The sequence below is a fragment of the Actinoplanes flavus genome (genome assembly GCF_017592555.1).
GTDB lineage: Bacteria > Actinomycetota > Actinomycetes > Mycobacteriales > Micromonosporaceae > Actinoplanes > Actinoplanes flavus.
This window is the reverse complement of sequence record NZ_JAGFNS010000001.1, coordinates 21020-35628: the sequence shown is the minus strand read 5'-3', so window position 1 is coordinate 35628 and position 14609 is coordinate 21020. Positions and strand designations below refer to the sequence as shown.

Sequence of the window (14609 nt, the reverse complement as noted above, 5' to 3'; positions counted from 1 at the left end):
TTCTAGGAGGACACCCATGCACCCGCCCACCCCCACCGGAGTCAGCCGGACCGCCGTCCTGATCGCGCAGGCCCGGGCACGCGAGGGCCGCCGCCGGGACCGGATGTTCATCGACCAGTACGCCGGACCGCTCGCCGCCGCGGCCGGCTGGATCGGCAACCTGAGCCGGGCCGGAATGCTCGTCGAGGATCACTTCGTGCTGCGTACCCGGTATTTCGACGACTACCTCACCGCGGCGCTCGACGACGGCATCCGGCAGGTGGTGCTGCTCGCCGCGGGGCTGGACAGCCGCGCGTACCGGATGCTGTGGCCGGACGGCACCAAGGTCTTCGAGGTCGACCTGCCGGACCTGCTCAGCTTCAAGAACGAGGTGCTGGCCAAGCGGGGCGCGGTGCCGTCCTGCGAACGGGTGCCGGTGCCGGCCGACCTGCGCGAGGACTGGCCGGACGCGCTGCGGGACGCCGGCTTCGACCCGGACCTGCCCACCGCATGGCTGGTCGAGGGCCTGATGGTCTACCTCACCGAGGCGGACAACGACCTCCTGCTGGCCCGGATCGGCGCCCTCAGCGGCACCGGCAGCAGGCTGGCGATCGAGCACGTGAACCAGGCGTACAGCGAGCACCCGCGGATGAAGCCGGCGCACAACCGGCTCGCCGCCACCGCCGCCTCCTGGCAGTCGTCGGTGGAGGACCCGGTCGCCTGGCTGGCCGGGCACGGCTGGCGCGGCCGGATCACCGGGCAGGCGGAGATCGCCAAACGCAACGGCCGCGACATCCCGCCGATCGCCGACGTCGCGGTGATGGGCGACGCCCGGCTGTGGCTGGTGGACGCCGTCCAGGAGGGCGCGGACCGGTGAGAACACATCTGTTCACCTCCGAATCGGTGACCGAGGGACACCCCGACAAGATCGCCGACCAGATCAGCGACGCCATCCTGGACTGCATGCTGGCCGGTGACCCGGCGTCCCGCGTCGCGGTCGAGACACTGATCACCACCGGGCAGGTCCACGTGGCCGGCGAGGTGGCCACCCAGGCGTGGGTCGACATCCCGGCGGTGGTCCGCTCGACCCTGCTGGACATCGGGTACGACTCGTCGTACAAGGGTTTCGACGGCGCCACCTGCGGGGTGAACGTCGCGATCGGCACCCAGTCACCGGACATCGCCCGGGGCGTCGACCGGGCGCTGGAACAGCGTGCCGGGGACGGTGACGACCCGCTGGACGCCCAGGGCGCCGGCGACCAGGGTCTGATGTTCGGCTTCGCCTGCGACCAGACGCCCGAGCTGATGCCGCTGCCGATCGCCCTGGCGCACCGGCTGGCCCGCCGCCTCGCCCAGGTCCGCCGCGACGGCACGATGTCCTACCTGCGGCCGGACGGCAAGACCCAGATCACCGTCGAGTACGCCGGCCGCCGCCCGGTGCGGCTGCACACCGTCGTGGTGTCCAGCCAGCACGCGGCCGGCGTCTCGCTGGACGGCCTGCTCACCCCGGACGTGCGCGAGCACGTGATCGAGCCGGAGCTGGAGGGTCTCGGGCTGGACGTCGACGGCTACCGGCTGCTGGTCAACCCGACCGGGCGCTTCGAGGTCGGCGGCCCGATGGGTGACGCCGGCCTGACCGGCCGGAAGATCATCGTGGACACCTACGGCGGCTACGCCCGGCACGGCGGCGGCGCGTTCTCCGGCAAGGACCCGTCCAAGGTGGACCGGTCCGCGGCGTACGCGATGCGCTGGGTCGCCAAGAACGTGGTGGCCGCCGGGCTGGCGGCGAGCTGCGAGGTGCAGGTGGCGTACGCGATCGGCACGGCCCGCCCGGTGAGCCTGTCGGTGGAGACGTTCGGCACCGAGAACGTGCCGCCGGAACGGATCGAGAAGGCCGTCGGCGAGGTGTTCGACCTGCGCCCGGCCGCGATCTGCCGGGATCTCGGCCTGCGCCGCCCGATCTACGTCGGCACCGCCGCCTACGGCCACTTCGGCCGGGAGCTGCCCGAGTTCACCTGGGAGCGCACCGACCGGGCCGCGGACCTCAAGGCGGCCGCGGCCTGAGCCGGTAGCGTGCGAATCCGGATTCACTTATCGTCGGTTCATGACGACGCACGCGGATCCGCGGGTGCCCACCCGGTTCGGCGCCGACCGGGAGTGGGCGCAGCGGGCGGCCCGCCCGCTGCGCCTGGTCGCCGGCCCGGGAGCGGACCCCACCGGGGCGGAACTGGCCGCGCTCGGCGCCGGCCTGACGCGCCGCGACGAACTCGCCGCCGCGCTGATCCGGGCGGTGCGGCCGAACGAGCTGCACCGGGCGCTCGCCGCCGGCCCGGGCGGTGACGTGCCGGAGCCGCTCCGGGCCTTCTACGACGCGGTCGGGCAGCGGCCGTCCTGGGTGGACGACACGCTGCTGGCCCGCGGCGCCGAGGCGTGCCGGACCTTCGGCATGGACGCCGGCCTGGTCCTGGCGTACGGGTCGCTGCTCGGCGGCTACCGCACCGCGGCCGCGCTGGAGCCGCTGGTGCGGACCGGGCGGCTGACCGGTGGCGAGACGCTGCGCCGGATCCGGGAGACCTCGATCTGGTGGCGCGCGGTCACCGCGCCGGGCGGCCTGGAGCCGGGCGCCGAAGGCTACCGGCTCACCCTGCACGTCCGGGTCATGCACGCGCTGGTCAACGCCCGCCTGGAGGACGATCCGGCATGGGACCGGGAACGGCGCGGCGTGCCCGTCAACCAGTACGACCAGGCCAGCACCCTCGGCGTCTTCAGCACCAGCTTCCTGCTGCACCTGCGGCTGCTGGGGGTCCGGGTGTCCCGCGCCGACGCCGACGCGGTGATGCACCTGTGGAGCTACATCGGCTGGCTGATGGGCGTCGACGAGGACTGGCTCCCGCACACCGAGCGGCGGGGCCGGCGGCTGCTCTACCACTTCCTGTCCCACGATCCGCCGCCGGACGCCAACAGCGTCGCCCTCGCCCGCGCGCTCATCGCCATGACCGACGACGTGACGACCGGCTGGCGGCGCCGCTACGAGCGGGAGCGGGCCCTGTCGGTGAGCTGCTGGCTGCTCGGCCGGGCCGCCCTGCGCGACCTCGGCCTGCCCTACCGGCCGCCGTGGTACGGCCTCGCCCGCCTCGCCGCGAACCTGCTGGTCAGCCAGGGTCTCGGCCGGCTGCCCGGTGGCCGCGCCCGGCTGCTGGCCCGCTCCGAGCGGCAGGCGCGGGCCCAGTTCCGCCGCTGGGGCGCCACCCTCCCGCCGGGCTGACAGAAACGTGCCAGAAAACCGGCAGACACCCGTGACAGTCTCACCACGGCGCCGGGACGAGACACGGCTTCGGATGGGGTGTGACCGCGGGTGTGGCCGATCGACGAGTCTGCTCGTGACGGGGGCGACCGAATCGCCCGCCTGCTCAGCGCGTACCCACTGATCGACGGGCACAACGATCTGCCGGACGCGCTGCGCACCCTGGCCGGAGGCCCGGTCTCCCCGGCCGAGCTGGAGAAGTTCGCCCTGGACCAGCCGCATCCACGGACCCGCACCGATCTGCCGCGGCTGACCGCCGGACGGGTCGGCGCCCAGTTCTGGTCGGTCTACGTGCCCGGCGACCTGCCACCGGCCGCCGCCGTGGTGCGCACCCTCCAGCAGATCGACCTCGTCCACGAGATGACCCGGCTGCACTCCGGCCGGCTGGCCCTGGCACGGACCGCGGACCAGGTGGAGGCGGCCTTCCGGGCCGGGCGCATCGCCGGGCTGATCGGGGCCGAGGGCGGCCACAGCATCTGCGACTCGCTCGCCGTCCTGCGCATGCTGGCCGAGCTGGGCGTACGGTATCTGACCCTGACCCACAACCAGAACGTCGCCTGGGCGGACAGCGCCACCGACGTACCCCGGCTGGGTGGCCTGAGCGACTTCGGCCGTGAGGTGATCGCCGAGATGAACCGGATCGGCATGCTCGTCGATCTGTCCCATGTCGCGGACCGCACCATGCACGACGCCCTGGACACCGGCGCCGCACCGGTGATCTTCAGCCATTCGTCGGCGCGGGCGCTCTGCGGCCACCCCCGCAACGTGCCCGACGACGTGCTGACCCGCCTGCCCGGCAACGGCGGCGTGTGCATGGTGACGTTCGTCCCGGCGTTCCTGTCCGCCGACCGGTGGGCCTGGGAGCGGCAGCCGGACGGACCGCCCCCGCCGGTGTCGGTGGAGCAGGTGGCCGACCACGTCGACCACGTCCGTGAGGTGGCCGGGATCGAGCACGTCGGCATCGGCGGCGACTTCGACGGCTGCGGCGACATGCCGGCCGGGCTCGACGACGTGTCCGGCTACCCCCGGTTGTTCGGGGAACTGGCGGCGCGCCGCTGGTCCGACGCGGACCTGGCGGCGCTGGCCGGCGGCAACGTGCTGCGGGTGATGCGGGACGCCGAGACGGTCTCCGGCGGGCAGTGACAGCCGAACAGGGCACGCCACCCGGTCAGTTCGGTGCGCTCCCGTACGCCCAGCTCCTGAAAGATCTCCCCGGCCGCCGCCCAGTCCCGGTGTGCGGCGTCGTGATCGCCGGCCACGCGGCGCGCGGCGCCCAGATCCCGCAGCGTCCGCGCCCACCCCAGCTCCATCCCGATGGCCCGCCACTGCTCGGCGGCCGACTCCAGCAGCCCGATCGCCTCGGCCGGCCGCCCGGCCGCCAGGTGCAGCTCACCGAGGGTACGGGTGACCAGCGCCGTCCCGTACCCGTCGCGCCGCCCGGTGGTGGCGGCCAGCGCGGTCCGCAGCGGATCCCGGCCCCGCTCCGGATCGCCCTGCCGGATCCACACCTTCGCCAGCGCCTGCGCCGTGTAGGCGGCCAGGTGCGGATCGCCGATCGCGGTGGCGATCGCGTGCGCCGACGCACAGTGCTCGGCCGCCTCGGCCAGCTCGCCGCGGGCCCGGTGCACCAGGCCGATGCCGCGGATCGAGATCAGCTCGCCGCGCCGGTGACCGATCCGCCGGTACCGCTCCAGGGCGGACGCGAAATGGCCCAGCGCGACCGTGTCGTGGCCCAGCTCCCGGTGCGCGAACCCGAGGCTGTAGTAGGCGTGCGCCACCCCGGCGTCGTCACCCAGCCGGTCCAGCATCTCCCGGGCCCGGTTGATCTGCGGCAGCGCGGTGGTGTGCTCGCCCAGCTCCCGGCCCACGGTGCCGAGGCCGTTCAGCGCCACCGCCTGGCCACGGTCGTGCCCGGCCGCCTCGAACAGCCCGGCCGCCCGCGAGAAGTGCTCCCGCGACTCCGGAAACCGGTCCTGGGCGTAGCGCAACTGGCCGATGCCGCACTCCATGGCGGCCTCGGCGAGACGGTTCCCGGCCCGGCGGGCGGCCACGCTGACGGCGGTGTGCGTACGCTCCCAGCCGTCGAAGTTGTTCCGGGCCGCGAACGACGCGAACACCAGCGCGTCGGCCAGCCCGCACGCCGGCTCGACCAGGTCCAGCGCGGCGGCCCGCTCCACCGCGGCGATCAGAGCCGGCTCCTCGTGGGTGAACCAGCAGTGCAGGTCCACCCGGTCGATGGTGGCGGTCCAGTGCGCGGGCGGCTCCGGCAGACCCGACGGGTGGTAGAGCCGCGGGGTGGCCACCGGAAGCTGCTCGGCCAGGCGCTCCACCAGGCGCAGCAGCGCGGCCAGCGCCCCGGTCACGGTCGCCCGCGCGGACTCCGGTTCGGCCCGGCTCAGCTCACCGGCGTACAGGCGGACCAGGTCGTGCATGCGGTAGCGGATGCACGACCCGTCCGTGCCGATGACGTCGAGCAGCCGCGCGTCGGTGATCTCCTCGACCAGGTCGCCGGCCTCGTCCAGACCGGTGCCGAGCAGCGCCGCCACGGTGAGCGCGGTCAGTGACGGCGGATCCAGGCCGCCCAGCGCCCGGAAGGCGGCCTGGGCCCGCGGGGTCAGCCCGCGGTAGCCGACGGCCAGCCCGGCCCGGACCTCCATGTCGTCGACGGCCAGCTCGTCCAGCCGGCGGCGCTCGTCGTCGAGCCGGTCGGCGAGCTGGGCCACCGCCCAGTGCGGCCGGGCCACCAGCCGGGCGCCGGCCACCCGGACGGCCAGCGGCAGCCGCGCGCACAACCCGATGAGGCGGGCGGTCTGCTCCGGATCGGCGTCCGTCCGGGCCGCGCCGATCACCCGGGTGAGCAGCGCCCACGCCTCGCCCAGCGACATCATGCCCAGCTCGACCCGGCTGGTGGCGGGCACCGTGCCGAGCCGGAACCGGCTGGTCACCAGCAGGGCCGAACCGGCGTCCCCGGGCAGGAACGGATGGACCTGCCGTGCCCGGACCGCGTCGTCGACGACCACCAGCACCCGGCGGCCGGCCAGTTCGGCCCGGTAGCGCGCCTCACGCTCGCGCAGATCCGGATTGCCCTGCGCGTCCGCGTCGGTGACGCCGAGCATGCGCAACAGGCGGCTCAGCGCCTCGGCCGGCTCCAGCGGGTCGGCGCCGCCGACGTCCAGGAAGAACAGCCCGTCCGGGTAGTGGTCCCGGACGGCGTGCGCCACATGCACCGCGAACGCGGTCTTCCCGGCGCCGCCCGGCCCGGAGACCACCACCACCGGGCTGGCCCGGGGCGCCCGCAACGCCGCCACGGTCTCGGCCACCCGCTCGCCGAAACCGGTGTAGTCGGGCAGGTCCGGAGGCAGCAGGAACGGCCCCCCGGCCGCCTCCGCCGGCACGGGCCCGGACCGCTCCGGAACGGACGCGGCGGGTGAGCGCAGGATGGCGGTGTGCGCTTCGCGCAACAGCCGCCCGGGTTCCGCGCCCAGCTCATCGACGATCCGGTTGCGCGACCGGGCAAAAAGATCAAGAGCCTCCACGGTACGACCGGAGGCGTGCAACGCGCGCATCATGGCCGCGATCAGCGGCTCGCACAGCGGGTCCCGGGTCAGCGCCGCGGCCAGCCGGTCGACCGCCTCGGCGGGCCGGCCACCCGCCACCGCGGCCGCCGCCCAGTCGGCCAGCGCCGCGAGCCGCTGCTGCCCCAGGCTCTCCCGGGTCAACCGGGCCCACTCGCCGGGCAGCCCGGCCAGCGCCTCGCCACGCCACAGCCCGAGCGCCTCGTCCAGTGCGGCGAGCCGGTCGCCGGGCCGGGCGGACCGGGCCGACTCGAGCAGCTCACGGAACCGGAACAGGTCCACCGCGCCGTCCGGCACCTGCAACGTGTAGCCGCCGGACCAGCGGACCAGGGTGACACCGGTGCTGTCCTTGACCACCCGGCGCAACCGGGCCACATAGCCGTAGAGCGCCCCGCGGGCGTCGGCCGGCGGCGCGTCGCCCCAGAGCCGGTCGATCAGCGTCTCGAAGGTGACCGGATGCCCGCCGTCGAACAGCAGCGCGGCCAGCAGATGCCGCTGTTTCAGTGCGCCGAGCGCGACGATCCGTGCCCCCTCGGATGCCTCCACCGGGCCCAGCAGCCGGAACCGCACCACACCCCCTCGGACACCGTCCTCGCGCCGGCTCAGCCTAGGGCTGGGAATCGTCAGCGTCTATGTCGTTCTTGATCCCGTGCCGCCGGGGTGTGCCAGGATCGGGTGATGGCTGACGTCTTCCAGGTACGCGTCGCGGTCCGCGGTTACGAGCTCGATCTCCAGGGCCACGTCAATCAGGCGGTCTATCTCCAGTACGGCGAGCACGCCCGCTGGCAGTGCTTCCTGGCCGCCGGGGTGGGCCCCGACGTGCTGGTCCGCGCCGGTGTCGGGCCGGTGGTGCTGGAGACCACGATCCGCTACCTGAAAGAGCTGCGGGCCGGCGACGAGGTGGACGTGACCTGCCGGTTCGTCTGGGGCGACGGCAAGACGTTCCGGGTCGAGCAGGAGTACACCCGGGCCGACGGGGTGCCGGTGGCCCAGGTGACCGGGGTGGCCGGCCTGATGGACCGGACGACCCGGCGGCTGGTCGACGACCCGGCCGGGCGGCTGCGGGAGCTGGCCACCGACCCGTCCTGGCTCGGCGTCTGACACGGCGGCGGCGGTCACCCACCGCCGCCGCGTGCCGTCGGTCAGGTTCCGCTTCCCTGCGTGCTGCCGGCGCCTCCGGAGCCCTGCTGGCCGCTGGTGTCGCCGGATCCTTGCGGGCCGCTGGTGTTGCCGGAGCCTTGCGGGCCGCCGGTGTTGCCGGAGCCTTGCGGGCCGCCGGTGTTGCCGGTGTTGCCGGTGTTGCCGGAGCCTTGTTGGCCGCCGCCCGGGAATCCGCCGCCACCCCGCATACCGCCACCGCCGCGCATGCCGGGCCCGCGCTGCCCGGCGCCGTCCTGCCGGGTGGCGGCCGGAGCGGTGTCCCGGTCGATCGCCGTCATCACGCCGGCCGTGACCCCGGAGCTGGCGATGGCGGTGATCAGCACGGCGGCGATCAGCACCAGCTTCGGGCTCCGGCGGAACCGGCCCTCCGCCGGCGGCGCGGCCGGCGGCGGAACCGGCGGGCCGGGCGGGAACGGGCTGGGCGGCGCGGCGCCGCCCGACGGCGCCACATGCTCGACCGGCTGGACCGGGACCTCCTCGGCCTCGGCCGGCTGGACGGCGGCCTTCTGAGCCTCGGCCGGCTTGACGTCCACCGCGGTGGACGGCTCGTCCGGGGCGGTCCGCTGACCGGCGGGTTCGGCCCACGGGTCGACGGCCTCGGTGGCCGCCTCGGCGTCCGGGTTGATCGGTTCTTTCAATGTCATCTTCGTGGCTCCTCGGCTGGTCCCGGCGTCCATCGTGCGGAGCCGGCTTGTGCGGAGCCTGTGCCGTGATTGAGGGATGACTGTCAGTCCGCCACGTGACCGGCAGGGGGCCGCGGATCCGTTCGGACGACCACGGCTCTCCGGGGCGGCCGTCCGCCCACCGGCATCCGGTCGACGTGCCACTGCCGATCGGTCCGGCCCGCTCCGACGGGTGACCGGTATTGCGGCGCACCCGGGCGTGCGAGATTGTCGCGCGTGTTCGAGGAGGCCCCCATGGAAGAAGCGTTCGAGGCGTACGCCGCCGGTCACGCCGACGGCTCGGCCGGACTGCGCGACCGGCAGCGCGCCCACCATCCGGAGACCGGCGACGACTACCGGATCGGCGTCGTCGACGGCAGTGTCGCGGCGTTCCAGGCCGAGCTGGTCGCCGAGGTCCGCCGGCTGCTCGGCGAGAACCGCTGACCAGCGCCACGCGGCGAAAACCGGGGGGCGCTTTGGCATCTCCCCGGTGGCTCGGCTAAGGTTTCATCCGTCGCCAGGGAAACCGGCGCGGCACGCGGAAGTGGCGCAGTGGTAGCGCATCACCTTGCCAAGGTGAGGGTCGCGGGTTCGAATCCCGTCTTCCGCTCGGAGAAGGCTGTTGCTGATCATTTGCATCGGCCGCCACGGTGGAGTGGCCGAGAGGCGAGGCAACGGCCTGCAAAGCCGTGTACACGGGTTCAAATCCCGTCTCCACCTCGCATCACCAGGGCGATTGGCGCAGCGGGAGCGCGCTTCCTTGACACGGAAGAGGTCACTGGTTCGATCCCAGTATCGCCCACCATTCTTTGCATCACGCGAACCCTGTCGGCCCCGGGTGTGACAGGCGGCGGAAACGCTTCACGTGCCGCCGTGTCGTGGCAGCCTGACGACATGTCCACGCCCGCGCCGATGCGCAAGCGAATCGCCGCTGAGTTCCTCGGCACCTTCTGGCTGGTCTTCGGTGGCTGCGGCTCGGCCGTACTCGCCGCCGTGTTCCTCAGCCCCGCCGACGTGCAACTCGGCATCGGCTTTCTCGGAGTGGCGTTCGCGTTCGGACTGACCGTGATGACGATGGCGTACGCCGTCGGGCACATCTCGGGCGGCCATTTCAACCCGGCGGTGACCGTCGGTCTGGCGGCGGCCGGCCAGTTCCGCTGGCGGGACACACCGGCCTACATCGTGACCCAGGTCGTCGCGGCGATCGCCGGCGCCGGCGTGCTGTACGTCATCGCGTCCGGCCGGCCGGGGTTCGACGCCGTCGAATCGGGCTTCGCGACCAACGGGTACGGCGACCGCTCACCCGGTGGCTACTCGCTGCTCGCCGCACTGATCGCGGAGGTCCTGCTGACCGCGGTGTTCCTGTTCGTCATCCTGGGTGCGACGGACACCCGGGCGCCGCGCGGTTTCGCGCCGATCGCGATCGGTCTCGGCCTCACACTGATCCACCTGATCAGCATTCCGGTGACGAACACCTCGGTGAACCCGGCCCGATCGATCGGCCCGGCGCTGTTCGCGGGTGGCGACGCCGTCGGTCAGCTGTGGCTGTTCATCGTCGCGCCGCTCGCCGGTGGCCTCATCGCGGGGTTCGCCTACGGGCTGCTGCTCGGGCAGAACGAGCCGTCCGCTTCCCTGGAGAGCGCCACCGGCGCCTGAGCAACGCCCGTCGGGGCGCTGCTCGGCGGTGCCGGGTGTGGGCGGGTTCAGTCGATCAGGGCCCGGGCGGACTCGATGTCGGCGGGGTCGACCGCGGCGGTCGAGCCGAAGACGACCACGGCCTCGTAGTAGGTCCAGGCCAGGCTGTTGCAGGCGGGGCGGACGGCGGCGGAGTAGGTGGCGCATTTGCGCTTGAGGTCGCCGTAGAAGGCGTCGTCGAGGCGGGACTTGTTGGCGGAGAAGGCGCCCACCGCCTCGTAGTTGCCGTACCCGAAGTCGTGCCGCTGGCAGGCGATGGTGAAGTCGAAACCGAGCGGCTTGTCGGGGCTGGCCGTGCAGTAGTTGGTCTCCCAGTCGAACCCGTAGGCGGCCCAGGCGGCCTGGTTCTGCCGGGCGGCGTTCCAGCTGTTGTAGGAGTCCGCGCTGTTCTGCGTGAAGGAGGCGAGGACCTGGAGCTTCTCGGCGGGGGTGACGGCGTACGCCGGGGTCGTCACGCCGAGCAGGGCGGTCACGGAGGCGACCGTGGCGAGCAGCGCACGGAGGGGGTGGACGCGGGTCATCGAGGGCTCCTCAGGGTGGGCGGGGCTACCGATCGGTAACGCCAGATCAGTAAGGCTCGATGCGGCGCCGGCCGGGAACCCCAGAAGCCGATGACCGGGGGTTCAGGGGGGCGTCTCACGGGTGAACAGGGAGACCCGTTACACAGAAGTGAATGTTTTCCCAGGTCAGAGCCCTGCATGAGGGTACCCTAAGTCCGCTTTGCCCGCTTTGTCGAGGGAGGCGGCATTGATCTCAACCTAGGTTGAGGTTTTAAAGTCGTTTCGGCCTGCCGTCGATCTTGGCTGACGGAATCGAAGCGCGAGTTAGGAAGCGACCATGAACCGCCCCCTGCGAGTTGCCGTCATCGGAGCCGGCCCGGCCGGTATCTACGCCGCCGACCATCTGATCAAGGCATCGGAGACGGTCACCGTCGACATCTTCGACAAGCTGCCGACCCCCTACGGTCTCATCCGGTACGGCGTGGCCCCGGACCACCCACGGATCAAGGAGATCGTCAACGCGCTCTTCCGGATCCTGGACAACCCCCGGATCCGGTTCATCGGCAACGTCTCGTACGGCGTCGACGTCAAGCCGGAGGAGCTGAACCGCTTCTACGACGCCACGGTGATCTCCACCGGCGCGGAGAAGGACCGGTCCCTCGACATCCCGGGCATCGACCTCCAGGGCAGCTTCGGCGGCGCCGACTTCGCCTCCTGGTTCAACGGCCACCCGGACGTGCCGCGCGACTGGCCGCTGGAGGCCAAGGAGGTCGCCGTCATCGGCGCCGGCAACGTGGCCATCGACGTCGCCCGGATCCTCGCCAAGACCGCCGACGAACTGCTGGTCACCGAGATCCCGGACAACGTCTACCAGGCGCTCAAGTCCAGCCCGGTCACCGACGTGCACCTGTTCTCCCGCCGCGGCCCAGGCCAGGTCAAGTTCACCCCGCAGGAGCTGCGCGAGCTGGACCACTCGCCGAACGTCGAGGTGATCGTCCACCCCGAGGGCATCGAGTTCGACGAGGCCAGCCTCGAGGCGATGCGCCAGACCCGGCACATCAAGATGTGCGTGGACATCCTCCAGAACTGGGCCGTCCGCGACCCGCGGGACCGGCCGCGCCGCCTGCACCTGTACTTCCTCCAGGCCCCGGTCGAGGTGCTCGGCGAGAACGGCAAGGTCGTCGGCCTGCGTACCGAGACCCAGGAGCTGACCGGCGACGGCTGGGTGCGCGGCACCGGCGAGTTCACCGACTGGGACGTGCAGGCCGTCTACCGTGCGGTCGGCTACCTCAGCAGCGCGCTGCCGGACCTGCCGTTCGACACCACGACCGGCACCATCCCGCACGCCGCCGGCCGGGTCATCGACCTCGACGGCGAGCACGTCCCCGGCACCTACGTGGCCGGCTGGATCAAGCGTGGCCCGGTCGGCCTGATCGGCCACACCAAGGGCTGCTCCGGCGAGACGGTCGCCAGCCTCCTGGAGGACCAGGAGCAGGGCCGGCTGCCGCTCGCCCCAGAGGGCGACCCGGACGCCCCGATCGCCTACCTGGAGCAGCGCGGCCTGCCGATCACCACCTGGGCCGGCTGGCAGCTCCTGGACGCGTACGAGATCGCGCTCGGCGAGCCGCACGGCCGCAAGCGGATCAAGGTCGTCGACCGCGACGAGATGACCGCCATCTCGCGCGGCTGAGGCCCTAGCCGGCCGGCGGAGGGATCCGGCGGCGGACGTCCTCGGCGGTGCCGGCGCCGGGCTCCCACGCCGCCACCCAGGGCTTGTCCGATTCCGGGTGGATCACACCCTCCTCCAGGAACGCGTACCGGCCGCCGAGCACCCGCTCGGCGGCCTTCGCGTCCAGGGCGTCGGTGTTGTCCCACAGGGCGGCCAGATGCGCCTCGGCCCGCAGCCGCGCCTGCCGGCAGAACAGGTCGGCCAGCTCCCGGCCGGCGGGACGGTCGTCGCGCTCGGCGTGCGCGCGGGAGACCACGGCGGCCATCGCGAACAGTTCGGCGCCGATGTCCACGATCCGGCCCAGGAACGCCTGCTTGCGCTCCATCCGGCCCTGCCAGCGGGACATCGCGTAGAAGGTGGACCGGGCCAGCCGTCGCGAGGTGCGTTCCACCCACCGCAGATGGTGCGCCAGGGGCCCGAATTCCCCGTACGCCGAAGGTTTCTGACCCGGACCGACCGTGAGCGTGGGCAGCCAGCGTGCGTAGAACGCCCCGGCTCGCGCCCCGGCGCGGGCCTTGCGGGCCAGATCGGCGTCCGGGTCGATGATGTCGCCGGCCACCGACAGGTGCGCGTCGACCGCTTCCCGGGCGATGAGCAGATGCATGATCTCGGTCGAGCCCTCGAAGATCCGGTTGATCCGCAGGTCACGGAGGATCTGCTCGGCCTCGGCGGCCCGCTCGCCGCGGGCGTCCAGCGAGTCGGCCGTCTCGTAACCGCGGCCGCCGCGGATCTGGATCAGCTCGTCGGCCACCAGCCACGCCATCTCGCTGGCGAACAGCTTGACCAGGGCGGCCTCGATCCGGATGTCGTTGCGGTGGTCGTCGGCGATTCGGCAGCAGAGGTCCAGCATGGACTCCATGGCGTACGTCGTGGCGGCGATGAAGGCGATCTTCTTGGCCACCGCCTCGTGGTCACCGACCGGGCGGCCCCACTGGACGCGGTCGGCCGACCACTCGCGGGCGATCGCCAGCGCCCGTTTTCCGGCGCCGACGCACATCGCCGGCAGCGACAGCCGGCCGGTGTTCAGCGTGGTCAGCGCGATCCGCAGACCCTTGCCGAGGCCGCCGATCACGTTCTCCGCCGGCACGAACACGTCGTGGAAACGGGTCACGCTGTTCTCCAGGCCGCGCAGCCCGAGGAACGCGTTGCGCCGCTCGACGGTGATGCCCGGCGCGTCGCCCTCCACCACGAACGCGGTGATCCCCTTCTCCGGGACCCGGGCCATCACCACCAGCAGAGTGGCGACCGTGCCGTTGGTGGCCCACAGTTTCACCCCGTTGAGCCGGAAGCCGCCCTCCACCGGCTCGGCCACCGTGCCCAGCCGCGCCGGGTCGGAGCCGACGTCCGGTTCGGTGAGCAGGAACGCGGACACCTCGCCGGCCGCCAGCCGGGGCAGGAACGCCCGCTTCTGCGCCTCGGAGCCGAACAGCTTGAGCGGCTGCGGCACACCGATCGACTGGTGCGCGGAGAGCAGCGCGGCCACCGAGGCGCTCACCGAGCCGGTCATGGTCAGCGCCTTGCAGTAGTGCAGGTTGGACAGGCCTAGGCCGCCGAACTCCTCGTCGATCTTCATGCCGAAGGCGCCCAGCCGGGCGAGGCCGTGGAAGACCTCGTCGGGGATCCGCGCCTCCCGCTCGATGCGGGCGCCGTCCACTCCGGACCGCAGGAACTCCTCCAGCCGGTCCAGGAACTCGGGCCGGGGCCCCGCCGCGGGCGGCGGGTCGATCAGGTCGAGCCGAAACCGGCCGAGGAACAGCTCCTTGCCGAAGCTGGGGCGGGTCCACGCGGACTCGCGGGCGGCCTCCGCGGTCTGGCGGGCCTGCTTCTCGGAGACGTCGGTGGTTTTGCGCTGAGTCGTGCTCATGGCATTCCCCCTCGGCGAAACACGTTACTCGCGGGTCACCCCGATAGGGAACTCCCGACAACGTCCGCTTCGGGAGCTTATGGGTGATCTCGCGTACCGGAAACCATGGGCACTCTCTTGGCAAATTCTTAGGAATGGCT

The 14609-nt window shown here is 72.7% G+C and carries 11 protein-coding genes, 3 tRNA genes and 1 pseudogene; 11 read left to right on the top strand and 4 right to left on the bottom strand.

Annotated features, from left to right (window positions below; all coding sequences use genetic code 11):
- Positions 1–16: 16 nt before the first annotated feature.
- From J5X75_RS00155 to J5X75_RS43830, 4 genes are all read left to right on the top strand, one after another.
- Positions 17–856: an SAM-dependent methyltransferase gene (locus J5X75_RS00155; RefSeq protein ID WP_208465046.1), complete on the top strand. Its 840-nt coding sequence runs from the start codon at positions 17–19 to the stop codon at positions 854–856.
- The gene (gene metK, locus J5X75_RS00150) at positions 853–2043 is read left to right on the top strand and encodes a methionine adenosyltransferase (RefSeq protein ID WP_208465045.1); all 1191 of its coding nucleotides are present in this window, start codon (positions 853–855) and stop codon (positions 2041–2043) included. Before J5X75_RS00155 ends, metK begins: the two co-directional genes overlap by 4 nt.
- Positions 2044–2083: 40 nt before the next feature.
- Positions 2084–3244 carry an oxygenase MpaB family protein gene (locus J5X75_RS00145; protein WP_208465044.1) on the top strand — a complete coding sequence of 387 codons (1161 nt, stop codon included), beginning with the start codon at positions 2084–2086 and terminating at the stop codon, positions 3242–3244.
- A gap of 90 nt (positions 3245–3334) precedes the next feature.
- Positions 3335–4426, top strand: a complete 1092-nt coding sequence (locus tag J5X75_RS43830) for a dipeptidase (protein ID WP_307797870.1) — start codon at positions 3335–3337, stop codon at positions 4424–4426.
- A gap of 548 nt (positions 4427–4974) precedes the next feature.
- On the opposite strand, the pseudogene J5X75_RS00140 reads toward J5X75_RS43830, so the two are convergent.
- A pseudogene (locus J5X75_RS00140) lies at positions 4975–7140 on the bottom strand (ATP-binding protein); the annotation flags it as partial.
- Between the two features lie 396 nt (positions 7141–7536).
- On the opposite strand from J5X75_RS00140, the gene J5X75_RS00135 reads away from it, so the two are divergent.
- The gene (locus J5X75_RS00135) at positions 7537–7959 is read left to right on the top strand and encodes an acyl-CoA thioesterase (protein WP_208465041.1); all 423 of its coding nucleotides are present in this window, start codon (positions 7537–7539) and stop codon (positions 7957–7959) included.
- A 41-nt stretch (positions 7960–8000) separates the two neighbouring features.
- On the opposite strand, the gene J5X75_RS00130 is transcribed toward J5X75_RS00135, so the two are convergent.
- Positions 8001–8663, bottom strand: a complete 663-nt coding sequence (locus J5X75_RS00130) for a hypothetical protein (RefSeq protein ID WP_208465039.1) — start codon at positions 8661–8663, stop codon at positions 8001–8003.
- A 273-nt stretch (positions 8664–8936) separates the two neighbouring features.
- Here J5X75_RS00130 and J5X75_RS00125 point away from each other — a divergent pair, with 273 nt between their 5' ends.
- From J5X75_RS00125 to aqpZ, 5 genes are all read left to right on the top strand, one after another.
- Positions 8937–9125 carry a hypothetical protein gene (locus J5X75_RS00125; RefSeq protein ID WP_208465038.1) on the top strand — a complete coding sequence of 63 codons (189 nt, stop codon included), beginning with the start codon at positions 8937–8939 and terminating at the stop codon, positions 9123–9125.
- Between the two features lie 94 nt (positions 9126–9219).
- A tRNA-Gly gene (locus J5X75_RS00120) sits at positions 9220–9291 on the top strand.
- A gap of 39 nt (positions 9292–9330) precedes the next feature.
- A tRNA-Cys gene (locus J5X75_RS00115) sits at positions 9331–9401 on the top strand.
- Between the two features lie 10 nt (positions 9402–9411).
- Positions 9412–9486: transfer RNA gene (locus tag J5X75_RS00110), tRNA-Val, on the top strand.
- Between the two features lie 89 nt (positions 9487–9575).
- Positions 9576–10337 (top strand): aquaporin Z, encoded by a 762-nt coding sequence (aqpZ, locus tag J5X75_RS00105; RefSeq protein ID WP_208465037.1) that lies wholly within the window; start codon positions 9576–9578, stop codon positions 10335–10337.
- Between the two features lie 47 nt (positions 10338–10384).
- Here aqpZ and J5X75_RS00100 read toward each other — a convergent pair whose 3' ends face one another.
- On the bottom strand, positions 10385–10897 hold the full coding sequence (locus J5X75_RS00100) for a phospholipase (RefSeq protein WP_208465036.1): 513 nt from the start codon (positions 10895–10897) through the stop codon (positions 10385–10387).
- Between the two features lie 316 nt (positions 10898–11213).
- Between J5X75_RS00100 and J5X75_RS00095 the strand changes: the two genes are divergently transcribed.
- On the top strand, positions 11214–12566 hold the full coding sequence (locus J5X75_RS00095; protein ID WP_208465035.1) for an FAD-dependent oxidoreductase: 1353 nt from the start codon (positions 11214–11216) through the stop codon (positions 12564–12566).
- A 4-nt stretch (positions 12567–12570) separates the two neighbouring features.
- Here the strand turns inward: J5X75_RS00095 and J5X75_RS00090 are convergent, their stop codons facing one another.
- Complete coding sequence (locus J5X75_RS00090) at positions 12571–14469, bottom strand: acyl-CoA dehydrogenase family protein (protein WP_208465034.1); 1899 nt, start codon at positions 14467–14469, stop codon at positions 12571–12573.
- Between the last annotated feature and the right edge of the window lie 140 nt (positions 14470–14609).

Coding starts and splice junctions, on each gene's coding strand:
- J5X75_RS00125 (WP_208465038.1), top strand. CDS start 8,937: ATGGAAGAAGCGTTCGAGGCGTACGCCGCCGGTCACGCCGACGGCTCG.
- J5X75_RS00130 (WP_208465039.1), bottom strand. CDS start 8,663: ATGACATTGAAAGAACCGATCAACCCGGACGCCGAGGCGGCCACCGAG.
- aqpZ (WP_208465037.1), top strand. CDS start 9,576: ATGTCCACGCCCGCGCCGATGCGCAAGCGAATCGCCGCTGAGTTCCTC.
- J5X75_RS00145 (WP_208465044.1), top strand. CDS start 2,084: ATGACGACGCACGCGGATCCGCGGGTGCCCACCCGGTTCGGCGCCGAC.
- J5X75_RS00090 (WP_208465034.1), bottom strand. CDS start 14,469: ATGAGCACGACTCAGCGCAAAACCACCGACGTCTCCGAGAAGCAGGCC.
- J5X75_RS00155 (WP_208465046.1), top strand. CDS start 17: ATGCACCCGCCCACCCCCACCGGAGTCAGCCGGACCGCCGTCCTGATC.
- J5X75_RS00095 (WP_208465035.1), top strand. CDS start 11,214: ATGAACCGCCCCCTGCGAGTTGCCGTCATCGGAGCCGGCCCGGCCGGT.
- J5X75_RS00135 (WP_208465041.1), top strand. CDS start 7,537: ATGGCTGACGTCTTCCAGGTACGCGTCGCGGTCCGCGGTTACGAGCTC.
- J5X75_RS00100 (WP_208465036.1), bottom strand. CDS start 10,897: ATGACCCGCGTCCACCCCCTCCGTGCGCTGCTCGCCACGGTCGCCTCC.